This is a genomic window from Elizabethkingia occulta (genome assembly GCF_002023715.1).
Lineage (GTDB): Bacteria > Bacteroidota > Bacteroidia > Flavobacteriales > Weeksellaceae > Elizabethkingia > Elizabethkingia occulta.
The window spans coordinates 352,042-376,194 of the sequence record NZ_MAHX01000018.1; the positions used below are offsets into that span (position 1 = coordinate 352,042).

A 24,153-nucleotide genomic window follows, 5' to 3' on the forward strand; every position below is an offset into this window, starting at 1 on the left:
CCCGAAAATTTTCGGGAGTTATTCTTATTTTATGAATTACGCGTTGGGTAAAGTTTCAGGGGATTGATCCCTTTTACCTTTACGCTTTTCAGTAATCTTTTTTATAACAAACTCAATTGCAATTGGGACTAAAAAGGCTAAAGCCGCTCTTACTATTCTTTTCATAATATTTTGTTTTTCAGCAATAAGGTACAACTTTCACGCCAAATAAAAAATAAAAGCATATTAAGGTTTTATAAAACCACATAGCTACATAGAATAGTCAATATAAAAAGTTCAACATAGGAAAATAAATTTTTACACTTTCGCTATGATTATTCTACGCTAATATAAATATAGAGGATACCTCTATCTATGATCTAATACTAAAAGATATATTTCTATGTGGTTTAATTGATCACAAAAAAAGGCTGAAATAAATTTCAGCCTTTTCTACATTTATAATGTAATTTCTATTTTTATGCTTGCTCTGCAGGTTTGTCACCTTCAGTTTTAGCTTCTGTCGCTTCATTTTTTGGTTTTCCTTCCGGCTTTGGAGGTCTTGGAAGAAGTACTTTTCTTGAAAGCTTCATTTTCTTACGATCATCGTAACCCATGAATTTCACTTCTACTTCATCACCTTCTTTGTACGGAACTGTATCCAATCTCTTCCATTCGATCTCAGAGATATGAAGAAGACCTTCAGTACCTTTTTTAAGCTGAACGAAAGCTCCGAAATCCATTACCTTAACAACTTTACCTTTGTAAACTTCTCCTACAACAGGAACGAAGGTAATATCGTTAATCCTTGCAATCGCTTCGTTGATCTTCTCACGGTTAGTACCTGCGATTTCAACTCTACCGATCTCTCCGATTTCTTCAATAGAGATAACAGTATCTGTATCTTTTTGTAACTGCTGGATATTTTTACCTCCAGGCCCGATAATAGCACCGATGAAGTCTTTAGAAACTTCCAGCATTTCCATTTTCGGAGCATGTGGTTTAACATCTGCTCTAGGTGCATCAATTGTTTCAAGAATTTTACCAAGAATATGAAGACGTCCTTCTTTAGCCTGCATTAAAGCGTTTTCCATGATATCCATAGATAGCCCCTGGATTTTGATATCCATCTGACAAGCAGTGATTCCGTTTTCTGAACCTGTTACTTTAAAGTCCATATCACCTAAGTGATCTTCATCTCCTAAGATATCAGAAAGAACTGTCCACTTACCAGACTTAGGATCCGTAATCAATCCCATTGCAATACCTGAAACTGGTTGTGAAATCTGGATACCTGCATCCATTAATGCTAGTGTACCAGCACAAACAGTTGCCATAGAAGAAGAACCGTTAGATTCTAAAATATCGGAAACGATACGGATTGTATAAGGAACTTCTGCCGGGATAACGTTAGCCAAAGCTCTCTGAGCAAGGTTACCGTGACCAACTTCTCTTCTGGAAGTACCTCTTAAAGGTCTTGCTTCACCTGTAGAGAATGGCGGGAAGTTATAATGTAAAAAGAATTTTTCGTCGTGTTGCGTAATTACGCTGTCAACCATATTAGCATCTTTAGAAGAACCTAAAGTTACTGCTGTTAGAGACTGAGTTTCTCCTCTTGTAAATACTGCTGAACCGTGAGCTCCCGGAAGGTAATCTACCTCAGACCAGATCGGACGGATAGTTTTAGGATCACGACCATCCAAACGGATGTTTTCATTAAGAATCATCTGACGCATTGCCTCTTTTTCTACATCGTGGTAGTATACTTTAACAAAAGGTGTTACACGTGCTAATTCTTCTTCGTCTGTATATTGAGCTAAAAATTCTTCTAAAACTGCTTTGAATTTTTCGCCTCTTTCTTCTTTGTTCGATGGAGATTTAGCTACTTCATATACTTTGTCGTAGCACTCTTTCCAAACTTTCTCACGAATTTCTTCATCGTGATCTTCGTGGCTGTATTCTCTTTTAGGGAAAGCTTTTCCAACTTTAGCTGCTAATCTTTCCTGAGCTTCGATCTGAATTTTGATCTCTTCGTGTGCAAATTTAATTGCTTCTAGCATTTCCTGTTCAGAAATTTCCTTCATCTCTCCTTCTACCATTACGATAGAGTCTTTTGTAGCTCCTACCATGATGTCTATATCAGCTGTAGAAAGCTGCTCGTAGCTTGGGTTAACTGAAAGTTTCCCGTCGATTCTTACTACTCTAACTTCAGACATTGGTCCGTTGAAAGGAATATCTGTAATAGCAATAGCTGCAGATGCTGCAAGACCTGCTAAGTCATCCGGAATAGATTGCCCATCATAAGAAATAAGGGAAATCATTACCTGAACTTCAGCATGGAAATCTTCAGGGAAAAGCGGACGTAAAACTCTGTCTACTAAACGCATTGTTAGGATTTCCTGATCCGAAGGTCTTGCTTCTCTTCTGAAGAAGTTCCCCGGAATCTTTCCACCAGCATAAAATTTCTCTCTGTAATCTACTGTAAGAGGAAGAAAATCCACTCCCGGATTAGCTTCTTTGTTTGCTACTACTGTAGCCATTAGCATAGTGTCGCCCATTCTAACGACAACTGAACCGTCTGCCTGCTTTGCAAGTTTTCCGGTTTCGATGGTAATCTCGCGACCATCTCTTAGTACAATTTTTTCTGTAATTGCCTGAGGTATACTCATAAAAAAACATCTTTATACTCCGTATTGAGTATGTTATTATTTAAACTCTTTAAATTTTCGTTCGCAAAGGTAATGAATTTGTTTTGTTTTAGCTGAAAAAGCTGGCGCAATATAACAACAACTTAACATAAGTACTATTGAGCATTTTTTTTCCCTATCAGACTACTTTTCTAGCTGTCTCAGACAATTCATTAAACAAATATTACCGGATCCTGAGAGTACCAAATATACACTATTCCCTCTGTTCTTTTTTCAGGTTTTCAATAAGACTTTCTAATTCGGCTATTTTATCTTTCAGAATTTTGATATCGGATTTGTTACTGGAGACCTTACTTTTCAGCATTACTGCCCTTGCTCTTCCATTATGATCCTCGTCGTCGTCATCTTCACTAATCTCCTCTACATCCTCCTGGATTTCTTCAACATCCTCCTGGATTTCATCGATATCTTCCTGGATTTCTTCAATATCTTCCTGAATCTCGTCGATGTCTTCCTGAATAATTTCAACATCTTCTTTTAAATCTTCAATATTTTCTGAACTTCTGTTAACAGACATCTGAATGAAGATAGCAAGATAGATAGCTTCCAGGGAAACAACAGTAGTGAGCACCAGAAGCATTTTATCAAAATCTACAATACCCAGAATTGGTAATGCAAAACTTACTATAAAGAAAATAGTATGTACAATAAGAGAGGGTATAGAACCTATCCACCACATTGCACCGTTGGCTATTTTCTCTAAAGCACTAAGTTTTTCTATATTGTTTTTGGTTAGATTCATAAATGTGTTTTTTGTTACAAAATTAAAAAAGCAACCCTTTCGAGTTGCTTTAACAGAATTTCTTGTATCTTATTTTCTGATACCTAATTCAGCGATGATAGCTCTGTAACGCTCAATTTCAGTATTTTTAAGATAATCTAACAATCTTTTTCTTTTACCTACTAATTTCACCAATGACTTCTCAGTAGCGAAATCTTTATGGTTCTTTTTAAGGTGTTGAGAAAGGTGGTTGATTCTGAAAGTGAACAAAGCGATTTGTCCTTCAGAGCTACCAGTGTCTGTTGCGGATTGTCCGTGTTTTGCGAAGATCTCAGCCTTCTTTTCTTTAGTTAAATACATTCCAATATTATTTAAATGATTATTATGTAATTCGGGTGCAAATATACGACTAATTTCTTCATTCACAATACTGATTCTGTTTTAAAATTAAAATTCAAATAATTCAAAAAACTTTACACTTTTTTATCAAAAACTCAGTAATTGGCTGTATTTTTGTACTCTGTAAAAGAGATGAAAAAAGTACTACTTTTTGGGACATTAGCGATTATTACAACAGGACTGCTGGTTAGCTGTGCTAACTTTGGTGATAGCCTGCGTTATGTAAACAATGATATCAAGTTGGGTAAGATTGGTAAAGTAGTCTACCTGAATCCTGAGATCTATCCGGAATTTGAAGGTATAGAAGAGCCTACTTATCAGGCATTTTTCAGTGCTGTAACAGATAAAATGTACAGCATGGGTAATATAAAGGTAAACAGGATCGATACTCCGATGCCTTATGACACTATAGATGTGCCCACTTTAAAAACACTCTGCAATAACAATATGGCCGATCTTATTGTGGTTCCTAAGGTAAAATATTTCAAAGTTGGTTTAGGAAAGTATGTACTTTCCAATCAGGTTGTTGTAAGTATGAAAGCTTATAATAAGATGGGAGACTTTGTAATGGAAGTTGCCTACGACACTTATAGCGGAAACGGACGCCTTGTTGGTTCTGCTGAAAACTCTGTGAAAATCGGAACTACCGGAGCTATCCAGAAAATGTTCAAAGAATTTCGCAAGAGAAAGATGCTTGGAGTGTACATTTCCTAAGGTTACAGAAAAATAATATTCCATTATAGTAATTTTTTGACAAATTCACGTTACTTTTGCAGCGAAAAATTTTGCTGTGATGGAAACAATTCTAAATCCAGCTGATGTAGCTGAAAAACTAAGCGAACTTCATGCAGATGAAAGATTGTTGGAGTTCTTAAAAGTTCCGAAAGAATATAAAGCTGACGTTTTTGCGCATCTGGACCCCAGTTTTCAGGAAGAGACCATACGCAGTATCGGCAGCAATGATGTTGCCGACATTCTTAATGCCATGACGCCGGATGACAGAACTCAGCTATTAGAGGACTTTCCCGACGAACTCATTAAATACTCTATCAATCTTCTTAATCCTTCTGAGCGTTCGGTAGCATTAAAACTTTTAGGCTATAAATCGAATTCAATTGCCCGTCTGATGACACCTTATTACATTCAGGTAAAAAAGGAATGGACGGTAAAGCACTGCTTTCAACATATAAAGAAGGTGGGTCAGAAAGCCGAGACCATGAACTTCGTATATGTTGTGGACGACCACAACAGACTAATCGATGATATGATTATTGGCACGTTGCTTCTTGCTGATGAAGATCAGAAAGTTTCTGAACTTATCGATAATCATTTTGTTGCTATTACAACTACAACCACCAAGGAAGATGCTATTCATTATTTTGAAAAGTATGACCGCGCTGCTTTACCTATTATTACCGAAGCAGGTGTCCTTGTAGGCATTGTAACCATAGATGACATCATCGACGAAATAGAACAACAGACCACCGAAGACATTCAGAAATTCGGGGGATTGGAAGCCTTAGATCTTCCCTATACTCAAACCAGCTGGACAGAAATGATTAAGAAAAGAGCTACCTGGCTTATTATTCTTTTTATTTCGGAAATGCTTACAGCTTCTGCTATGGGTTATTTTGACCATGAAATTCAGAAAGCCGTTGTATTAGCTTTATTTGTACCACTTATTATCTCCAGTGGTGGTAATTCCGGTTCTCAGGCTGCAACACTTATCATCAGAGCTATGGCTCTTCAGGAAATTACCCTGAAAGACTGGTGGTATGTAATGCGTAAAGAAATTATTTCCGGATTGTGCCTGGGTACAATTTTGGGTATAATAGGATTTATCAGAATTTACACATGGCAACATTTAGGATTATTCGATTATGGAGTACACTGGCTCTATGTAGCACTTAGTGTTTCTTTATCCTTAGTTCTTATTGTACTATGGGGAACTCTTTCCGGATCGATGATTCCGTTTGTACTAAAGAGATTAAAGCTGGACCCTGCAACTTCTTCTGCTCCCTTTGTAGCAACACTTGTAGACGTTACCGGGCTGATTATTTACTTCACTGTTGCCGGACTCTTACTAACCGGAAAACTTTTGTAAATTTGGGATAAAACCCAATCATGCGCATTATTTCTCTGGTACCTTCTCTTACCGAAAGTCTTTTAGACTTTGGGATTCCGAATATTGTAGGACGGACAAAGTTTTGTATCCATCCTCATGATCAGGTAAAAGATATAGAAGCTATCGGCGGAACCAAGAATATTCATCTCGAAAAAATCAGGGCTTTAAAACCCGATCTTATTCTCGCCAACAAAGAAGAGAATACGAAAGAGCAGGTTGAAGCTCTTATGCCTGATTTTAAAGTATGGGTTACCAATATTGAGACCATAGAGGACAATTATTATTTTCTGAAAAACCTTGGAAACATGTTTAATCAGAAAGAAAAGGCTCAGGCATTCAATCTGAAGATCTACGATATTTTCAACCAGTACAAACTCGACAAAAGGATAAAAGTCGCTTATTTAATCTGGAAAAAGCCTTATATGACGATTGGAAGTGATACTTTCATTCATCATTTGCTTCAGCAGCTGGGTTTTGATAATATTTTCTCCGACCAGAAGCGTTATCCTGTTATAGAAATGCAGGATCTGGATAAAGCTGAAATCATTATGCTGTCTTCGGAGCCCTACCCTTTTCAGGAAAAACATTTGGAAGAATTCAGAGCCATATATCCGAATAAAAAGATTATGATTGTGGACGGAGAAGCTTTTTCCTGGTACGGAACTCATATTGCGAAATGCGAAGCTTACTATAAAGAACTTGTCACTACAATATAGAAGCTCATTAAAGGTAAAACCTTATAAGATTCAGAATAAAATATCCCCATACCTGCTAAAAGCTATGGGGATTATATTTAATAAGAATATTGTAACCTACAGAATACAGAAATAGAACTAACATTGATATTCCTGTTATCTTTCTGAAGGTTTTATATCTCTGTATTTTTCTAAAATAACTTTAAATTTCTCCGGATCAGCGGGTTTAAAAATAACTTTTTCACTGACCGGATATTTTTCTAAAAAACTCCGTGGGCGTACAGGTCTTCTCTCAAATCCGCCACCACAATTAGGACATACATTTTCCAGAACTTGTTCAACACAGTCTTTACAAAAGGTACATTCGAAAGTGCAAATCATGGCCTCCTCAGAATCTGGCGGAAGTTTTTTGCCACAATTCTCACAAATTGTACGGAGCTCCAACATTACTATTCTACAAGACTTTAGCTACTTCTCCACAAAGCCATTCCAAAAGCTCAGTATCTTCATCTGTAAACGGATCAACAGTATGACTATCGATATCGATTTGTCCTATGTTTTTACCATCCTTAAAAATTGGTACTACAATTTCGGATTTGGTATCAATAGAGCAAGACAGATAGTTATCCTGACTGTATACATCCGGAACGACAAAAGTTTCTCCGGAAACAGCTACCTGTCCACATATACCTTTACCAAAAGGAATTACAGTGTGATCTGTTTCAGCTCCAACATAAGGACCTAATACAAGTTCTTCTTTGTCTCCGTTTCGGAAATAAAATCCGGTCCAGTTATAGTAAGCTACTTCCTGATCCAGTAATACACATACTTTTTTCAGTCTGTTTTCTACACTTTCATCTGCTGCAAGCAAATAGGAAAGTCTTTGTTTCAAGTTTTTCATTATTCTTCGAAAGCTAATTCTTTGTAACCAAACATTCCGCGTTCTTTGATGATTTCTACAACACCATCTGGTAATTGCTCTTCCCAACCATGTTCACAATGGGCAATTTTCTTCAGGATTTCTCTTGAATAAATTTCCAGATATTCTGGTTTGAAGCTATTGATATCTACAATACGCTTGTTTAATTTGAAATATTTATATAATTCTTTAAGATTCGGGTGTACTTTAAGGTTTTCAGAGTTTAGTAAATCTCCTGTTGTTGTATCCTTGTATGGGTAAAGGTATACACGCATTCCTTTTTTGAAGAATTTACCAAAGGCTTCCAAGATTCCTCCCGGAAGTAGTTCGTAGAACTCTTCATCGAAAACATCCAGCAGATTGTTTACTCCCATTGCAACACCAATTTTTCCGTTGGAATAGTTACTGAAGTAATCTACCATTCTGTAGTATTCGGAGAAGTTGGAAATCATTACATTGTAGCCCAGTTTTGCCAGTACGTCTACTCTGTCCAGAAAGTCCCGTTCGTCGATATCTCCCGCTGCACGTAAGTTGGCAATAGTAATTTCGAATAAAACCTCTGTATCTTCAATAGTTGTATTATTATCTTTAAGGAACATTTTCAGTCCATTCTCAAACATATCTACATTCACCAGTGTTACCGGACGGAAACTTCCTCTTACCGCAAAAATATTCTGCTTGTACAGGATATCTGCCGGAAGCATATTGTTGCCTTCGGAATTGAAAATCACAGCATCTGTCATTCCCATTTTTACTAACTGAAGGGACATTAGGCGGTTATCTACGTATTCAAACGCAGGACCGCTGAAGTCTATCATATCTAATTCTAATTTGTCTATCGAGATATCGTCATATAAAGATTCTATTAATCTTCTCGGGTTATCAGAATATCTAAAAGCTCCATAGATAAGGTTTACACCAAGATTACCTAATGTCTCCTGCTGTAATGTGGCATCGTTTTCTCTGAATTTTACATGAATAACGATCTCATTATAAGCTTCACTATCGTGTAACTGAAAACGTATACCTACCCAACCATGTCCTTTTTGGGTTTTATCGTAGTTGATGGTTGTTACCGTATTGGCATAGGAGAAGAATTTTCTTCCCGGATTTTTTTCTCTGTCCAGACGTTCTTCAATCAAAGAAACTTCATAACGAAGCATTTTTCTAAGACGGTTCTGGGTAACATACCTGTTTTTTGTTTCTTTTCCGTAAATCGCGTCACTGAAATCTTTATCGTAAGCAGACATGGCCTTTGCAATCGTATTAGACGCACCACCTGCCCTAAAAAAGTGCCGAACAGTTTCCTGCCCAGCACCAATTTCCGCGAAAGTTCCGTACACCGACGGATCTAAGTTTATGTTTAAAGCTTTTTGCTTTGGGGTAAGAATTTGCTTTATTAGGGACATTTTTATTTTTTTGTAAATTTATCAAAATAAATACCATCTTCAAAAAATGCGTCTTAAATTTTTAGGAACAGGAACTTCTCAGGGAGTTCCGACTATTGGATGTACCGATCCTGTTTGCCTGTCGGAGAATCCTAAAGACAAAAGATTACGGTCTTCAGTCTTGGTAACAACAGATGATAACAGAAAAATATTAATAGATTGCGGCCCGGATTTCAGGCAGCAGATGCTTACTCAGCAGGAGCATAATGTGGACGCTATACTTCTCACCCATGAGCATAATGATCACGTAATTGGTCTGGACGACATGCGCCCTATTATCTTTCGGAGTAAAAAGGATATGCCTATTTACTGCAGGCAACGCACAGGAGACGAAGTAAAAAAACGATTTCCGTATGCTTTCTCTGATGAAAAATACCCGGGAGCTCCTTCTTTTGAGATGCATTTTGTGGACAATAGGCCTTTTACACTTTTAGATACTGAAATCGTTCCTATAGAAGTTTCACATTATAAAATTGATATTTTCGGCTATAAATTCAAAAATATAGCATATATTACAGATGCCAGTGCGATATCCAATGTGGAGAAAGACAAGCTAAAAAATCTCGATTATTTTATCATCAACTGTCTCCGAAAGGATAATCCACATCCTGCACATTTTATTTTACCTCAGATTTTGGAACTTGTAGAGGAACTTCAGCCGAAGCAAACTTACCTCACTCATTTGAGCCATCATATTGGTTTTCACGATGAAATGAATCAAGAGCTGCCTTCTCACATCCAGCTGGCTTTTGACGGGCAAGAAATTGTTTTTTAATTTTTGAAAAAAACTCTTTTCAGAAACAAAAATATGTCTATATTTGCACTCACAATTTCGAGTGGCCCAGTTGGCGGAATTGGTAGACGCGCTAGACTCAAACTCTAGTGCCGCAAGGCGTGCCGGTTCGATTCCGGCACTGGGTACAAAACAGGAAAAGCAACTTATTTGTTCGCTTTTCCTTTTTTTATTTTTATCTAAATCACTCTTAATCTGAAAGATATGACGAGCTAAGATATCCATTTTAGTGGTTCGATAATTCTTTCCGTCGAACACTAATTTTTCAGGAAATATCGAACCAATAATTTCACGTTTAGTTTCAATATCCCCGCTATCATAGAGAAAACCGATATTTATCAGTCCATGAAATGCTTTTTCAAGAAGTTTATCTTTACTTATATTTTTTAAATCTGTTTGCTCATAATCTTTACTTAATTTATCTTCAAGTTTTTCAATTTGTTCTCTACAATCTTTTTTAATCTCAAGGTATTCATCATCATCAATAATCTCCGAAAATAATTTATCTCTGGCAATAGAAATCTTATTATTTAATGTGTCGATCTCTTTACTTATCCTTTTCTTTTCTGATACTGGATTTACTAAAGAAGCCTTATAATTCTCTAAGAACTTCTTTTTGACATATTCTCTTAATGATTCTTTAATCTCCAGATCTTTTAATCCGTTTAAAAATATTAGATTAGCTGCATCAGCCCTATGCCTAAATCTGCAGGGTGGCTGGCAATGATAATAGTAATATCTTTCACGCCTTCCTTTTGAAGCACTACCTGTTATATTTCCACCGCAATTTGGACAAATCAAAAAACCTCTCAAAGGCAGATTTTCATCAGAAATAAATTTTGTATTAGTAATCTTCTTTTCCTTTTTTCCATCCAGTATAAACTGAACCTGATCAAATACTGTTGTGGTTATTAAGGCTTCATGTTGCCCCTGTACGAAATAAGCTTCTTCTTCTTTATTCTTTTCAATGAAAATCCTGCCACAGTACATGGGATTTCTAAGAGCCATATAAAATGCTGTTTTCTCAAGTCTTTTTCCTCCTCTTTCATTCATTTTTTCCCGAATCTGACTTATAGCCATTACACCTTTAGCTATTTCATTAAAGGCCCATGTCATATTAGACGCCTCAGGTTCTTTTAAAGCTATATACTTACTTCCATCTTCTCTACTTTTGTTAAGATAGCCATATGGCGCTTTTCCCATCAATCGACCTTCTTTCTTTGCCCGCCTCATTCCATTGTAAGTATTTAAAGCTCTCCGGTCATTTTCTATCTCTGGTGTTGCTAAATAAATGGCAAGCATCATTTTATTTTCAGGCACCGATAAATCAAGAGGCTGTTCAATAGCCTGAGGTTCTACTCCAAGCTTAGCTAATAATCCAATCATTTGATAAGCATCCCCTGCATTTCTACTGAAGCGGTCCCATTTTGTAAATAATACAATATTTGTTGTTAGTACTTCTCTTTTTTAGATAATTTAAATACTTGATCCATTCAGGCCTTTCGAAATTCTTAGCAGAATGATCTTCATAAATAACCTAGCCAACGGTAAAGTTGTTTAATTCACAATACTTTCTTAGTCTTTCATTCTGATCTCTCTGGGAATAACCTTTATCTGCCTGATCATCAGTTGAAACTCTTATATATAGATCAACAATCATAATTTATTGGTTTACTGATTAATTTTTAAATATACATCTTTAAGTATTGCTGACTCAACGGATTAAAAATTCCTTCATTGCCAAACGAATAATAGTATTAAGAATAGTAATAATACCTCTTATTTCATCCTCAGTAATATCATTTTCTGAATCAGAAATTAACTTCCTTATTTCTTCCAAATCGTTTTCTCTGATAAATACACGGGATTCTCCCAAAACTGTTTGGTTTAATCTCTCAAAACTTCTATAACTTTTTTTCATCATCTGTTTAAACTCCTTTTGTAGAGTTATAATCAAGTTAGGATTAACACCAGTTAAAATTTAATTAAGAAATTAGAAGGAAGTATTTGGCCAGAATTCACTCTCCGGCAATCATTACCAATAGTTATTTAATATATACAGTATATAACAATTTATTTTATTAAGAGGGATGATTAATTTTAATAGTCTTATACTTATTTCGAAATTTAGTAAAATGTAATTTCAACTTTTGTACAGTTGATCTCTTCATATTAGGGCTTTTCTTCGCTGTTGATAAATTAGTATAAGAAACATCATATGTACAAATTGAAACATTACCATCATCCCAAAAGTCTAAACCAAAGGAATTGATTCCTATAAAAGTTTCTAATCCCTGCGCCCGTAATCGTTTTAATTGATTCTCTGAAGACCACATTGAAAAATGATCCACTTTAACATCTATTGCTTCATCTATGAAATTTTTAGCTTCTCCGTCTTCACTCTCTCTGTCTAGAAATGGCAAATATTTTATAATTGCTTTCTCGGCTTCGGTCAAAGGTTCGGTCATACAAACATGAATAAGAGAAATAATAGGAAAACCATCATCAACTAAGCCTCTAACCTGTGTTACGCCTAATGAATTAGCATTTCTATAAGGTTTTACTCTAGTAGGCTTTAGCACTTTAATCTCATAAACACTACAATGTTCAAAAAATATTTGTTGACTATTAAAAGGAACCATTGATTTTTATATGTGCCTGACAACATTTCACAGTCAGTTTCGCGCGGTAGGAGTCAATTATAATCAAATAGTTAAGCTTCTCTACAGACATTTTTCAGAGAAAAAAGCAGGAGCATTTCTTTTTAAATTGGAAAAACAAACGATTGAGATGGTCGCTTTATGTCAAAAGATTATTCAGCTAATTGATGAATTTGAGAAAAAGCATATCATAAAACAACCCTAAAAATGATTGCAAAAATTGGCAGAAGCACAAACTTATATGGCGCTTTAGCTTACAATCAACTTAAAGTAGAAGAAAAAAACGCCAAGATCATCTTAACTCATAAGATGATTGAAACTCATGATGGTCATTATTCTGTGAGCCAACTGGCCAGATCTTTTCAGCCCTATATAATGGCCAATCGCAATACAGAAAAACTCGCGGTTCATATCTCCCTTAACCCGGATCCTAAAGATCATGTAAGTGAGGAGATGTTTAAAAACATAGCCAAGGACTATATGCAGGAAATGGGTTATGGAAATCAGCCCTTTGTTGTATTTAAACATTCAGATATTGAACGTTCTCATATCCATATTGTATCGGTTGGCGTGGATGAAGAGGGGCATAAAATTTCAGATAGATTTGAAAAAAGACGTTCCATGAATATATGCCGCGAAATTGAACAAAAGTATAATCTGACCACAGCTATAGATAAAAAGCAAAACCTTACTCATAAAGTATTCTCTCCCGTTAAATACGATATGGGGCAAATGAAAAGCCAAATGGCAGGAGTCATCAGGCATATTTCGAAATATTACAAATTTCAGAGTCTGGGTGAATACAACGCATTACTTTCTCTCTTTAACATAACAACTGAAAGAATACTAACGGAAAGTTGGAAGAGGGATTATTATACTTTGCTTTAAATGAACTGGGTAATAAGGCAGGGCCACCGTTTAAAGCATCATTATTTGGAAAAAATGGAGGACTTTCTGCACTGGAAGAACATTTCTTAAAATCTAAAGATATTCTTACCAATCATCCTGATAAAAAAGCTTTACAATCTCTGATAAGAGAGATACTAAAATCTGTACATACAGAAGTTGAATTTAGAAAACAGCTTACTGAAAAAGGAATTGATCTAATGATACGAAGAAATGATGCAGGACATCCCTATGGAATAACTTTTATAGATCACCATTCTAAAACGGTGTGGAATGGCTCACGACTTGGAAAAGAATTTTCTGCGAATACTTTTAATGACTACTGGAATAATAAAACTTTGCCAAAGCTTAATAAACCTTTCGTTGAACAACCTAAGTTATTTAAGTTAATTGATACGCATATACAGCCGGAAAAACCACATCAATTATTTGACTTCTTAAGCACACACCCGCACGAAGAAAGTTTAATAGGTTCATTGGGAAATTTAATTCCGGAAACTCACATCGAAGATTATGAGGAGATTGATTTTGCCAACAGAATGAAGAAGAAAAAATATAAGCGCAGGAAAAACAGATAATACGGCAAACAGCTTCTTTTATAATAGCCTCTGCTTTTCAAAATCATAAACACTTAATTAATAGACAGATGAATTAATTTAATTAGTACCTTAACAGATAAAATTATAGTGTGATGTACTTAAAAAAAACAGCTGTAAATTTTGATCTATTAGACCGCCCGGTCATCAAATCACTGCTTTATAAAATAAGTGTTATTTGTTATTTATTGATTTGCAATACACCACTCCCCGCACAAAACTTATCTCAAAAGGTCGATAACTTCCTGAAAGCCCGTATGAAATATTATAAAATTCCGGGAATGCAGATTGCCATTATTAAAGATGGAAGAATTATAAAAAACTCCGCATACGGAACAGCCAATATTCCATTTAATATTCCTATGACTCCCAATACTATTTTCCCCATTAATTCAATGACAAAATGTTTTACGGGTGTTGCTTTTATGAAGCTCGTAGAAAACAGGCAGGTCAAGCTTGATGATACTGTTGCAGATTATCTGACAAACCTTCCCCAGGTGTGGCGCAAAATTACGATCAAACAATTGCTTACCCATACCTCCGGTCTTCCCGACATTGTTGACGGAGATACCGGCAAAATGATTGCGCAGGGAGAAGACAGTATTGCTCTGGCAAAAGTAAAAAGTCTTCCGATGCGCTTTACTCCGGGAGAAAGGTCGCAATACAATCAAACCAATTATGTACTACTTGGTCAGATTATTGAAAAACTTTCAAAAAAGCCTTTTACCACATATGTAACAGAACACGAATTTATACCAGCCCAAATGCTGCAAACCAATTTCGGAGATTCTTTTGATGTCATAAAAAATATGACAGAAACTTACTCTTATAAATTTAACAGAAATGATCTTTGGAAGCCCACTGACTTGCCAACCAGAGTTTTTGAAGAATTTGCAATCCTTACCCGACCAGCTTCAGGTATTAACAGTACTGCCGGAGATTTAGCCAAATGGCTGATTGATCTCACAAATGGAAAGCTTATCACCCCTAAATCTTTGGAAACAATGTGGACACCAGCTTTACATAATGATGGTACGACAGCTCCAAGAGGACTGGGATGGTCGGTAAAACAAAATAAACAGCACCCTTTGGTTTATGGTACGGGGGGAATGCGTTCCGCAATGTATTATTATCCGGAAGATAAAATTGGGATTATTATTTTAACCAATTTAAGAGGAGCTAATCCGGAAAGAATTATTGAACAGTTAGCAGGATTTTACATTCCGGATTTAAATCCCTATTTGGGAGCAGGTTTATCTCCTGAGCAGAAGCTTCTGCATTCTGACCTCTTAAAAAATAACTATACAAAGACCCTGGAAACGTATCAGGAACTTCAGCTAAAGGATAAAGCATTTAAAATATCAGAACCTGCTATGAATGACTGGGGATATACCCTATTACATATCGGACGAAAAAAAGAAGCAATTGAAATCTTTAGCTTAAATACAAAGCTTTACCCAAATTCAGGTAATACTTATGACAGTCTTGGTGAAGACTATTCCAACTTAGGTAATAAATCAATGGCTCTTAAAAATTATCGCTTATCATTAAAATACGCACCTGAAAATACCAATGCTAAACAGCAGATCAAGATTCTGGAAAAACATATTAATACTCCGTAAATACAAAAGATTTTAATTTCTATTTATTAATCATCTTGCCCTTTCTAAATATTTATAGCAGTGCTAGAGCCCTAAGCATAAACAGATAATAAAATTAACTAAAACTATTTCAAGATCTAATCTGTTTTAATTATAATGAAACTGCTTATGTTATAAATTCTACAAAAGAAGTTTAAGCTTTATTTAAAATATATAAAAGCTGAATCTTTAATTTAAAGTTCACCTTTTATACATTATTTTATACATTACATCTGATAATAATTTCTATCTGTAAAGTACCGCATAATGAGGTAGCAGATTAGATAATGTTGTCTGCCTAAAAATAATATTCCCATCATCTACACTCAAAGCCCCATCTGCTACTGTAGCACCTTTTTGATCTCTAAATCTGATGTATGCCATTCCTTCTTTTATATAACCATTGACGGATAAGATTCCTGTATTCAATTGTTGATCAAATGTTTTGTAATTTGCAATACCTTCAAGCTTAGTTCCGGATTGCGATATTTCAAAGGAAATAATTCCATTAGCTGTTGTATCACCTTCATTAGAATATTTACCAGAATAATTAGTAACCGATTGACTACGCATATCATCATTAGTGGATACCCTATAAAGGTAGGATAAAGCGGGAAGTGTAGATGATCTTGTAGTCTGTTTAAAATAAATCGTACTACCATCCTGATAAACGATACTACCATCCCCAACTGTATTTCCCCTTTGGTCTCTAAATCGTATATAACCAACATTATCCTTTGTATAACCATTTACAGAGAGCATTCCTGTACTTAACATGCCATCATTTGTTTTATAATCAGACACTCCTTCTATTTTCGCACCCGACTGGGTTAGTTCCATAGTCATAATTCCTTTTGCAGTCACATCTCCTTCACTTGAAAAGTTTCCGGAGAATATTCTTTTTGACTGAGCTTGTAGTTGCGAGATACAACTAAATGTCATAATCACAGTAATAATAAAAAAATTGTTTTTCATATCATATATTTATAAAGTTAATAATACAAATTCATGATTAATCATCATTTAAAATTACAAATTAATAATGATAAAATTGTATTTGTTTGAATTACTTAAAATTTTCGTTAAAGCATTCTAAAATCCATTATTATTTTATCTTAAATAAGAATATTATTCTGCAATACAACGAATACTTGCGCCAGTAGTCATATAATCCTCCAAACTTCGCCCTTCAACATTGAATTCATTAAAAAAATAAGTCGCTTTGCCCAATGGATCTGAACCAATAGTATCCGGATAACCATAATTATAATTAGAGCTTGTCCAATATTTAGCTCTAGCACCACGATACATCAATACTCCGTCCAACCCGCCACGATATCCAGCAATAGGTATCATCAGAGTACGTGGAGATTTAGCTGTTCCATAATAAATAGCAGCGCCATAATTATTTACACCATTTTCCCATGTTCCTACTCGCTCCTTATTTGGATTATTACTACTTACTCCCTCCCAATCAAGGATTGTTGGCACTCTGAATCCAGATGGACAGGGATCATTGGAAGTCTTCTTTGTGTCGAGCCAAGAATCATCAGCTTTATCACTAGTCGTAATATAGCCATCAGGTCTAAATCCGGGATTAAATTGGTCTGTGGATTGAGAGATATATCTCCCGTATTCCTCAGCACCTGCACCCCACTGATATTTTGCCCCATGAATAGCTGAACTTGGCACAAAGGGATCAGCCGATGTATCTGCTCCTAGATTATGACACATAAATTCTTTTAAAACACCAGGAGCTATATAAGCACTGCATGTTTTCATATTAACTACTAAATTAGCATTAGTACTAGATGGGATTTTAAAACCACTTAAGCTTACTGATTTTGTATAGCCTAATAAAGTTACATCTGCTGAAAAAGTATTTGCCGTATTTTCATTATTGATAAGTACAGGATTTGCAATTTGTTCTGAGCTGGGAAATGGCCCCGCAAAACGTGGCACTGTGTAACTTACATAATCTGCTTTAATTCTTCCGTCAGATAATGATATCTTTCCACCACCGAAATGAGGTTCTAGAGAGGCGTTTCGAATTTCTGAAATATCTCCAAAAGAAGATTTTACTATAACAGTAATTTTTGACAATTTATGTCTTAATGTAAAATTCAGTGTGTTATTGGAATTATTTCCATTTGGAGTATAATTAATTTTTTGATACATAAAATCTTTCCCTATGTATTCATTATCATAAAGATTATCAATTTTTGCAACATTAATATTTCTCATTTCACTTTCGTTGATATCCGGTAACTTATCAGTACCAAAAGAGTAAATTATAATATCATAACCTTCTCCTCCATTTAACATTAAAGGGGTTGCGTGACTACCAATAGTATAGTCTCCATGTGTAAAATATATGCCATCTTTGTTGTAAGCAATAACCCGGAACTTTAATCCGGACTCTAATTTATCTCCCGATACACTACTAGTTGTATTAATTCCTTTGTCTTGAGTTGCAAGGGTTTTCAATGATGAAGTATCAGAATTCAATTCTGCTACTAATACAGTACTTGGTGTTATTAATGATACTCTTTTCATATCGGAAGAAAATGCTTCTTTATTTAGTGATGCAACAGGATTGGAAACATTAGAATTAGCATATTCAGATCCTAATAAATTAATTTTCACTGATGATAATCCTGCAGTAAAAGAGTTGTCTATTTCTGTACTACGACAAGAGCTCACACTAATTAAACCGCACAGTACTAAACCATTAAAAACCGTATTTTTTTTCATTATATTTAAATTATTATTGATTATTCAACTATATATCTAAGACTTAATTTTTTTATGCAAACTATTTATTCATGATAATCTTGTTATGATTTGGAAATATTCTATTAATATTAAGTATCATTGTCATGGTCCTCTATTGGCAAATAAACTCACCATTATATAAATCACGAATGAGTCAAACATCTTTTTACTACTAGTATTAATATTCAAATAGATATCAGAATAATTCATTTACATAACTAAAACCAATAAAAAAACTATCTATTCAGTAGCATAATAATTTCTTAACCAAGTTTGTAAATTTTCACCTGGCAATAATTTTAGTTTATTTTCTACTACAAATAGATTATGCTTAACTGATGTCATAGGCATATTAGTATATTCTGCAATTTCACAGGATTTATACCTCTGATAGATATAAGCACAAAGTTTAAGTTCAGAGATACCTAAACTTGGATTTTCCTCCAATAATCCTGCACAGAAATCAGGATAGACCTTTTGAAAACAATACCAGAAATAAGGAGAGTTCCTTTCTATTAAATGATTGATATCTAAACAATATCCATACATTAATAGCTCTTTACAACTTACCTCTTCTTCAATATAATACTCTTCCCCATAATATTTATACCATATAAACACTGATACAGGAAATACCAGAAAAATTACTATATCAATAATTATTGACATATCAATGTATCTCTCAATCATTGCTTAATAGAATTTATTCTGCAACACAACGAACAGAAAAACCGCCCGTACGATTGCCATAGCTCGCATTTACACTACTGCTACTAAAGTACAGGCTGAACGCATAAGAAGTAGCTCCACTAGAACTCCAATAGAAACCGAAGTTACCTCTAAGGTATAGCGTTCCGTCTGTGAAGTCACGATAACCAACAGCAGGAAGCATTAGAGTACGAATATTTGAAGAATTTCTAATGTATAAAGCTGAAGTATAATTTCCATCATTAGCCCAAGAACCAACTCTTTCTACATTTGGATTATTAGCTATAACAGCCTGCCATTGAGCACTGGTTGGTACACGATAGCCTGAAGGACATGGGTCGTTTGCTGTTTTACTCGTATCACTCCAAGATCCATCAGGCTTTGGTGTGGAATCCCATCCTGATATTGTTCCAGAATTATTTTGATCATCAGCTTGAGAAATATATCTTCCTGCTTCTCCAGTCTGAGCTCCCCATTGATACTTTGCTCCATGATTACCAGCTTCTGGACTAAAGGGATTAATTCCTTCTGTTGCACCTAAATTTTGACACATAAATTCTTTCCATTGTGTATTATTTGGCCCCAAATAAGCACCACATTTTTTTAAATTTATAGTAAGAGTACTTTTGTTTTCAGGTGCTATTTTGAAAGAATTAGGCAAATCAATTGTTTTACCTACATGGTTTACAGTTAAACTTGCACTAAATAATCCCGTAAGACTTCCATTAGTATCTGCATTGATTAATACTGGATCAGCTGTTGCAGTAGTTGTTGGAAATGAGCCTGAAAAATTTAAACGCTCTGTACTCTCATAAGTTCTTGATATAGTCCCATTAGATAATGATAAAACACCCTGAGGATGGTGAGGTCTTAGATATGCCCAACTGATTTCACTTATATCACCTATATAAGAGTTTATTACAGTAGTAATTTGACTTAGTTTATGTCTTAGCTTTATATCAACTTTATTATTCGGATTATTTCCATCAGGGATAAAACCTTCTGTTTTCTGATACATCAAATCTTTGTTGTTATCATCATAACCAATCTGTGCTTGACTAAGATTTGTCATTTCTCCCGTGCTTATTTGTGGCAATGCTGAAGTACTACCATAAGAATAAGCAATAATTGTATAAGTCTTTCCGCTATCTAACATTAATGGCTGAGCCTGTTCTCCAACAGTGTAGTCCTGATGTGCCTGATAGCTATTATCATCCTGTCTGTAGGCTATAATCCGAAACTTCATTCCTGCTCCTATCTGATCTCCAGCTACTAAAGCAGAGGATTCAGCTGATGCATTACCAGATTTTTTAGCATTATTGTTTGAAGGAGCTAATTCTACTTCAAAAAAAAGACTTGGCGTAATCATTTTACTTTGACGCTGGACATTACCTTTTACTGGTAAAGTCGTTTCTTTTAAATTAGCCTGAGTTGAAGATTTACCTGAAGCATAATCAGAACCCAATAGATTAATCTTTACAGCTGCTATTCCTCCTCCTGCAATAATATTATCATGTTCCGCACTACGACAGGAGCTAATATAGAAGAGGTTTGATAGTATAGCAATATTAAAGCTTATATGTTTTATGCTTTTGTTAATATTTATGTTTTTTTTCATAATAGCTGAATTACAATGTTTTTACCTTAACGTTTGAATATTACCAAATTTTAGAAAAAAGTAGGCGGCACCCCGCCTACTTAGCTATACAATATATAGCTTCACACCACACATTCGATGAAAAATGTATTATTAAGATCAACTAGTTAATCTTTAATTCTTTAAGATAGTCCTGCTTATTGTCAGTTGTAAGGTTCTGTTTAATCCTCTCTGAAAAGTCATAATGGAGCTTCTCAGACTTTAGTTTTAATTCAATTACCTTGTAGTCTTTAGCAAACCTTTTGGTATCTTTAATCACTCTGGTATGAATACTTATCCAAGAGTCAATAATTGTATTCCAATGTCCAGAAGTATACAAATATTCCCAGTTAAGTTTATGAATGATATAGCTATTAATACTCTCTGCTTTATCATCTTGACTTTCTTTAAGCTCTGTCCCTATTCCTCTAGTAATATTAACAATCTGCAAAAACTGACTTATATAATCAAACCTGCAATCAAGATTTTTTTGAAAATCACGATAAGCATTCTTTTGCTTTTGAAATTCTGTTTTAAAAACACGATAGTTTTTATCTTTATCAGAAAATACCCGCAATGCCTGATTCATGACTTCATACCGACTAAGAATACTTTCCTGTTTCTTATGTAGATTATTAAGTTCTTTATTATAATCATTATTTGCATATATAATATTACTGTTATTAGGAGTAGCTTCATTACAGCTTACAGAAAAATCTCTTCCAGGAATAAACATATCTAGTCCACCTCCTTCTTTAGTTCCTGTTATAAGCCAACGGCTCATTCCTTTATAAGGTTTGTTTTCTTCTGGAATGCTCAGTGTGAATTTACCATCCTCTGGTATAGTTCCTTGATAAACTATTCGTTGTTGCCCTCCCTGGAAAATAATGAAATCATAAGTCTTTCCTGCAAAATGAGGAAAATACATGTTAATATTTTGAGCTTTAATGCTTATATAAAATAGCATTAAAATGAGTGGTATTATTGAGGTTCTTTGCATCGTTTGTTTAGAATTTTAGATAATTGAATAAATGAGAACATAGGACATTAAGAAAGCAATTTCAATGAAAGAGTTAAATACGATCTATTCCTTAATACACCGAACAGAATAACCTTCCGTACGACCATCATTGTACACACTCACGCTACCGCTACTAAAACTGAGGTAGCTAGCATAAGATTCACTACCACTAGAACTCCAGTAGAATCCGTACATACCTCTATAACTCAGTCCACCACCAGCACTATTACGATCCCCGGCAACAGGGAGCATTAGTGTACGTATATTAGATGGACTTCTGAAGTAAAGCGCTGTAGTATAATTATTTTTGTCATTAGCCCAAGTACCTCCAACTCTTTCTACATTATTATTACTAATAACTCCTTGCCATTGTGCTACGGTAGGCATCCTATATCCAGAAGGACATGGGTCATTTTCCGTTTTACTGTTATCACTCCAGGATCCAGCAGGTTTTTTATAGTTTTCCCAACCAGAAATATCTCCATCCTTACTTTGATCGTCAGCTTGTGAAACATAACGTCCCACTTCTCCAGTCTTTGCTCCCCATTGATACTTTGCTCCATGATTACCAGCTTCAGGACTAAATGGATCTACACCTTCTGTTGCACCTAAGTTTTGACACATAAATTCTTTATAATTTGCGGGATTTGTATTGGAACCGATATAAGCGCCACACGTTTTTAAATTTATAGTCAAATTACTTTTATACTCAGGTATAATTTTAAAGGCATCCACCAAATCAATTGTTTTTGTAATTCCCGCAACAGTAATATCTGCTGAAAATAAACCTTTATTTGTATCATTATTTACAAATACTGGTGAAGAAACTAAAGAATTTGAAGAACCGGAAGGAAAGTTTACATTCACTTTGTTAGAACTACCCCAATCTGTCATCCCTCCGGACTGAAGAGATAATTTTGCATTAGCATAATTATTACCTATTAATGCATTTGAGACTGAACTAATAATTGAGTTAGATTTTAATGTAATAGTTAAATTAGGTATCTTATGTTTTAATTTAATGTTCAAAGAATTATTAGCACTATTTCCATTAGGTATAAAACTGCTTATTCTCTGGTACATTAAATCACGATTATCGCTATCATAATTAATCTTAGCGTTACCAATATTTGTTTGTTCATTGGTACTTATATTTGGTAAAGTATTTGCTCCATAAGAATAAACAATAATATCATATGTTACTCCGTCATCTAACATTAACGGAACTGCTTGTTGTCCAACAGTATAATCATGATGAATTTGATAAGAACCATTATTTTGTTTATATGCAATAACTCTGAACTTTATTCCTTCCCCTATCGGATTTCCCAAAACAGCAGCTTTGGTATTAAGATTCTTTGAAGTAGAAGTTACCGTATTTAAAATTCTAACTGGTTCCAGTTCAGCATTAATAAGTGAACTAGGTGATAGCAAAACATTATAACGTTGAATACGATTAGCTTCCATAATTTTTTTTTGATTTATGGAAGCAATCTTCGTTGGTTCATCAGAATTAGCATATTCTGTTCCTAATAAATTAATTTTTACAGCAGCTATTCTCCCTCCTGCAGTAATATTTTCATGATCAGTAGTACGACATGATGATAACGACAATAACGATATAAAGAACACCATAAAAACGATCATAAAGATCATTCTCGATATTAATGATTTTTGTTTTTCGTTTAACATTTTTTTTCGTGTTTATTGTGTGTATGTGAATCGTGTTTTTATCAACTTAAAAAGGAGTATCTATTACAGTATCATCAGTACCTCCCCAATCTGTATCTATTGAAGCTGCATTTCCATTTGCATCTACACCAACATTTGTTGATGCAGAACCAGCTGCAATTCCTTGTTCCATTTCGATTAAAACAACTTCTAATACAGGAGCTGTATATTCCTTTTTCTCATGTGATTTGGTTTCTTCTTTTAGAATTTTCATTTTCTTTTGTGTATTGTATTATTATGTAATCCTTGATTTAGAAATGCTAGTTAAGCTGTTAATAATTTCATAACCAGAGGCTAAAAATCTGCTGCAAATTTGAGGGCAAAATGAAACAAAATCCAAGGACAACAATTAATGATTTCGGAATAATAAACCATTAAACAACAAACTAAACAACTAAATACCAACACGTTAAACACATTAAAAACATGTTCAAACATTCTAGAATTTTGACTTAGAAAAGAATAAGTTTGAGCAAAAAAATTGCTGTTAAAATTTAAATATTTAAACAGAAAAATGAATCAAGATCTTTCTATTCTGAAAATCAAATTACAGATAATGCAACAAGAAAGAAATAGTAAAAAATGATTTTAGTTTTAAAATATGTCGACTTACTTAAGAGAAGAATAGAAATATTTATTTTCATCCTAACTAAAAGCATTCTATACCTCCTTATATTAATCTAATGCTATTCT

The 24,153-nt window shown here is 34.6% G+C and carries 22 protein-coding genes, 1 tRNA gene and 3 pseudogenes; 8 read left to right on the forward strand and 18 right to left on the reverse strand.

Annotation, left to right across the window (positions count from 1 at the left end; all coding sequences use genetic code 11):
• Window positions 1–36: 36 nt before the first annotated feature.
• From BAZ10_RS19390 to rpsO, 4 genes are all read right to left on the reverse strand, one after another.
• Window positions 37–165: a hypothetical protein gene (locus BAZ10_RS19390; RefSeq protein ID WP_260262722.1), complete on the reverse strand. Its 129-nt coding sequence runs from the start codon at window positions 163–165 to the stop codon at window positions 37–39.
• A gap of 293 nt (window positions 166–458) precedes the next feature.
• The gene (locus tag BAZ10_RS15655; protein ID WP_078772822.1) at window positions 459–2,648 is read right to left on the reverse strand and encodes a polyribonucleotide nucleotidyltransferase; all 2,190 of its coding nucleotides are present in this window, start codon (window positions 2,646–2,648) and stop codon (window positions 459–461) included.
• Between the two features lie 232 nt (window positions 2,649–2,880).
• Complete coding sequence (locus BAZ10_RS15660) at window positions 2,881–3,429, reverse strand: DUF1003 domain-containing protein (RefSeq protein ID WP_078772823.1); 549 nt, start codon at window positions 3,427–3,429, stop codon at window positions 2,881–2,883.
• Between the two features lie 69 nt (window positions 3,430–3,498).
• Window positions 3,499–3,768, reverse strand: a complete 270-nt coding sequence (rpsO, locus tag BAZ10_RS15665; RefSeq protein WP_034869866.1) for a 30S ribosomal protein S15 — start codon at window positions 3,766–3,768, stop codon at window positions 3,499–3,501.
• Between the two features lie 171 nt (window positions 3,769–3,939).
• Here rpsO and BAZ10_RS15670 point away from each other — a divergent pair, with 171 nt between their 5' ends.
• The 3 genes from BAZ10_RS15670 to BAZ10_RS15680 all read left to right on the forward strand — a co-directional run bounded on the left by BAZ10_RS15670 (window position 3,940) and on the right by BAZ10_RS15680 (window position 6,648).
• Window positions 3,940–4,521, forward strand: a complete 582-nt coding sequence (locus BAZ10_RS15670) for a hypothetical protein (RefSeq protein WP_034869822.1) — start codon at window positions 3,940–3,942, stop codon at window positions 4,519–4,521.
• 79 nt (window positions 4,522–4,600) lie between these two features.
• A complete protein-coding gene (mgtE, locus tag BAZ10_RS15675) occupies window positions 4,601–5,911 on the forward strand; it encodes a magnesium transporter (protein ID WP_059154933.1) in 1,311 nt (436 codons plus the stop codon).
• Window positions 5,912–5,931: 20 nt separating this feature from the next.
• The gene (locus tag BAZ10_RS15680) at window positions 5,932–6,648 is read left to right on the forward strand and encodes an ABC transporter substrate-binding protein (protein WP_078772824.1); all 717 of its coding nucleotides are present in this window, start codon (window positions 5,932–5,934) and stop codon (window positions 6,646–6,648) included.
• Between the two features lie 135 nt (window positions 6,649–6,783).
• On the opposite strand, the gene BAZ10_RS15685 is transcribed toward BAZ10_RS15680, so the two are convergent.
• From BAZ10_RS15685 to BAZ10_RS15695, 3 genes are read right to left on the reverse strand one after another with little or no spacing between them, the layout of a single operon-like run.
• Window positions 6,784–7,074 (reverse strand): DUF1272 domain-containing protein, encoded by a 291-nt coding sequence (locus BAZ10_RS15685; protein ID WP_078772825.1) that lies wholly within the window; start codon window positions 7,072–7,074, stop codon window positions 6,784–6,786.
• A 7-nt stretch (window positions 7,075–7,081) separates the two neighbouring features.
• Window positions 7,082–7,528 (reverse strand): GAF domain-containing protein, encoded by a 447-nt coding sequence (locus tag BAZ10_RS15690; RefSeq protein WP_078772826.1) that lies wholly within the window; start codon window positions 7,526–7,528, stop codon window positions 7,082–7,084.
• Complete coding sequence (locus BAZ10_RS15695; RefSeq protein WP_078772827.1) at window positions 7,528–8,955, reverse strand: nicotinate-nucleotide adenylyltransferase; 1,428 nt, start codon at window positions 8,953–8,955, stop codon at window positions 7,528–7,530. The genes BAZ10_RS15690 and BAZ10_RS15695 overlap by 1 nt, the downstream gene beginning before the upstream one ends.
• A 46-nt stretch (window positions 8,956–9,001) precedes the next feature.
• Between BAZ10_RS15695 and BAZ10_RS15700 the strand changes: the two genes are divergently transcribed.
• Entirely contained in the window at window positions 9,002–9,769 is a 768-nt protein-coding gene (locus BAZ10_RS15700; RefSeq protein ID WP_078772828.1) for an MBL fold metallo-hydrolase, read from the forward strand.
• Between the two features lie 64 nt (window positions 9,770–9,833).
• Window positions 9,834–9,915 (forward strand) — tRNA-Leu (locus BAZ10_RS15705).
• Window positions 9,916–10,714: 799 nt separating this feature from the next.
• Here BAZ10_RS15705 and BAZ10_RS19290 read toward each other — a convergent pair.
• From BAZ10_RS19290 to BAZ10_RS15720, 4 genes and pseudogenes are all read right to left on the reverse strand, one after another.
• Window positions 10,715–11,173, reverse strand: a pseudogene (locus tag BAZ10_RS19290) (recombinase family protein); the annotation flags it as partial.
• Window positions 11,174–11,324: 151 nt separating this feature from the next.
• Complete coding sequence (locus BAZ10_RS19395) at window positions 11,325–11,447, reverse strand: recombinase family protein (protein WP_262488189.1); 123 nt, start codon at window positions 11,445–11,447, stop codon at window positions 11,325–11,327.
• A gap of 54 nt (window positions 11,448–11,501) precedes the next feature.
• Window positions 11,502–11,711, reverse strand: a complete 210-nt coding sequence (locus BAZ10_RS15715) for a hypothetical protein (RefSeq protein ID WP_078772829.1) — start codon at window positions 11,709–11,711, stop codon at window positions 11,502–11,504.
• 157 nt (window positions 11,712–11,868) lie between these two features.
• Complete coding sequence (locus BAZ10_RS15720; RefSeq protein WP_078772830.1) at window positions 11,869–12,429, reverse strand: hypothetical protein; 561 nt, start codon at window positions 12,427–12,429, stop codon at window positions 11,869–11,871.
• Between BAZ10_RS15720 and BAZ10_RS19165 the strand changes: the two are divergent.
• The 3 genes and pseudogenes from BAZ10_RS19165 to BAZ10_RS15735 all read left to right on the forward strand — a co-directional run.
• A pseudogene (locus BAZ10_RS19165) lies at window positions 12,419–12,652 on the forward strand (plasmid mobilization protein); the annotation flags it as partial. The gene BAZ10_RS15720 and the pseudogene BAZ10_RS19165 sit on opposite strands and share 11 nt — an antisense overlap.
• 2 nt (window positions 12,653–12,654) lie before the next feature.
• A pseudogene (gene mobB / locus BAZ10_RS15730) lies at window positions 12,655–13,931 on the forward strand (conjugal transfer protein MobB).
• A gap of 113 nt (window positions 13,932–14,044) precedes the next feature.
• Window positions 14,045–15,571: a serine hydrolase domain-containing protein gene (locus tag BAZ10_RS15735; RefSeq protein WP_078772831.1), complete on the forward strand. Its 1,527-nt coding sequence runs from the start codon at window positions 14,045–14,047 to the stop codon at window positions 15,569–15,571.
• A 264-nt stretch (window positions 15,572–15,835) separates the two neighbouring features.
• Here BAZ10_RS15735 and BAZ10_RS15740 read toward each other — a convergent pair whose 3' ends face one another.
• From BAZ10_RS15740 to BAZ10_RS15770, 7 genes are all read right to left on the reverse strand, one after another.
• Window positions 15,836–16,564: a hypothetical protein gene (locus BAZ10_RS15740; RefSeq protein ID WP_078772832.1), complete on the reverse strand. Its 729-nt coding sequence runs from the start codon at window positions 16,562–16,564 to the stop codon at window positions 15,836–15,838.
• A 153-nt stretch (window positions 16,565–16,717) separates the two neighbouring features.
• On the reverse strand, window positions 16,718–18,292 hold the full coding sequence (locus BAZ10_RS15745; RefSeq protein WP_245803838.1) for a fibrobacter succinogenes major paralogous domain-containing protein: 1,575 nt from the start codon (window positions 18,290–18,292) through the stop codon (window positions 16,718–16,720).
• Between the two features lie 312 nt (window positions 18,293–18,604).
• Window positions 18,605–19,054, reverse strand: a complete 450-nt coding sequence (locus BAZ10_RS15750) for a hypothetical protein (RefSeq protein WP_078772834.1) — start codon at window positions 19,052–19,054, stop codon at window positions 18,605–18,607.
• Window positions 19,055–19,067: 13 nt separating this feature from the next.
• Window positions 19,068–20,690 carry an FISUMP domain-containing protein gene (locus tag BAZ10_RS15755; RefSeq protein ID WP_078772835.1) on the reverse strand — a complete coding sequence of 541 codons (1,623 nt, stop codon included), beginning with the start codon at window positions 20,688–20,690 and terminating at the stop codon, window positions 19,068–19,070.
• A gap of 142 nt (window positions 20,691–20,832) precedes the next feature.
• Window positions 20,833–21,636 (reverse strand): hypothetical protein, encoded by an 804-nt coding sequence (locus tag BAZ10_RS15760; protein ID WP_024568887.1) that lies wholly within the window; start codon window positions 21,634–21,636, stop codon window positions 20,833–20,835.
• Between the two features lie 156 nt (window positions 21,637–21,792).
• The gene (locus BAZ10_RS15765; protein WP_078772836.1) at window positions 21,793–23,421 is read right to left on the reverse strand and encodes a fibrobacter succinogenes major paralogous domain-containing protein; all 1,629 of its coding nucleotides are present in this window, start codon (window positions 23,419–23,421) and stop codon (window positions 21,793–21,795) included.
• Between the two features lie 46 nt (window positions 23,422–23,467).
• Complete coding sequence (locus tag BAZ10_RS15770; protein ID WP_059330535.1) at window positions 23,468–23,674, reverse strand: hypothetical protein; 207 nt, start codon at window positions 23,672–23,674, stop codon at window positions 23,468–23,470.
• Window positions 23,675–24,153: the final 479 nt, after the last annotated feature.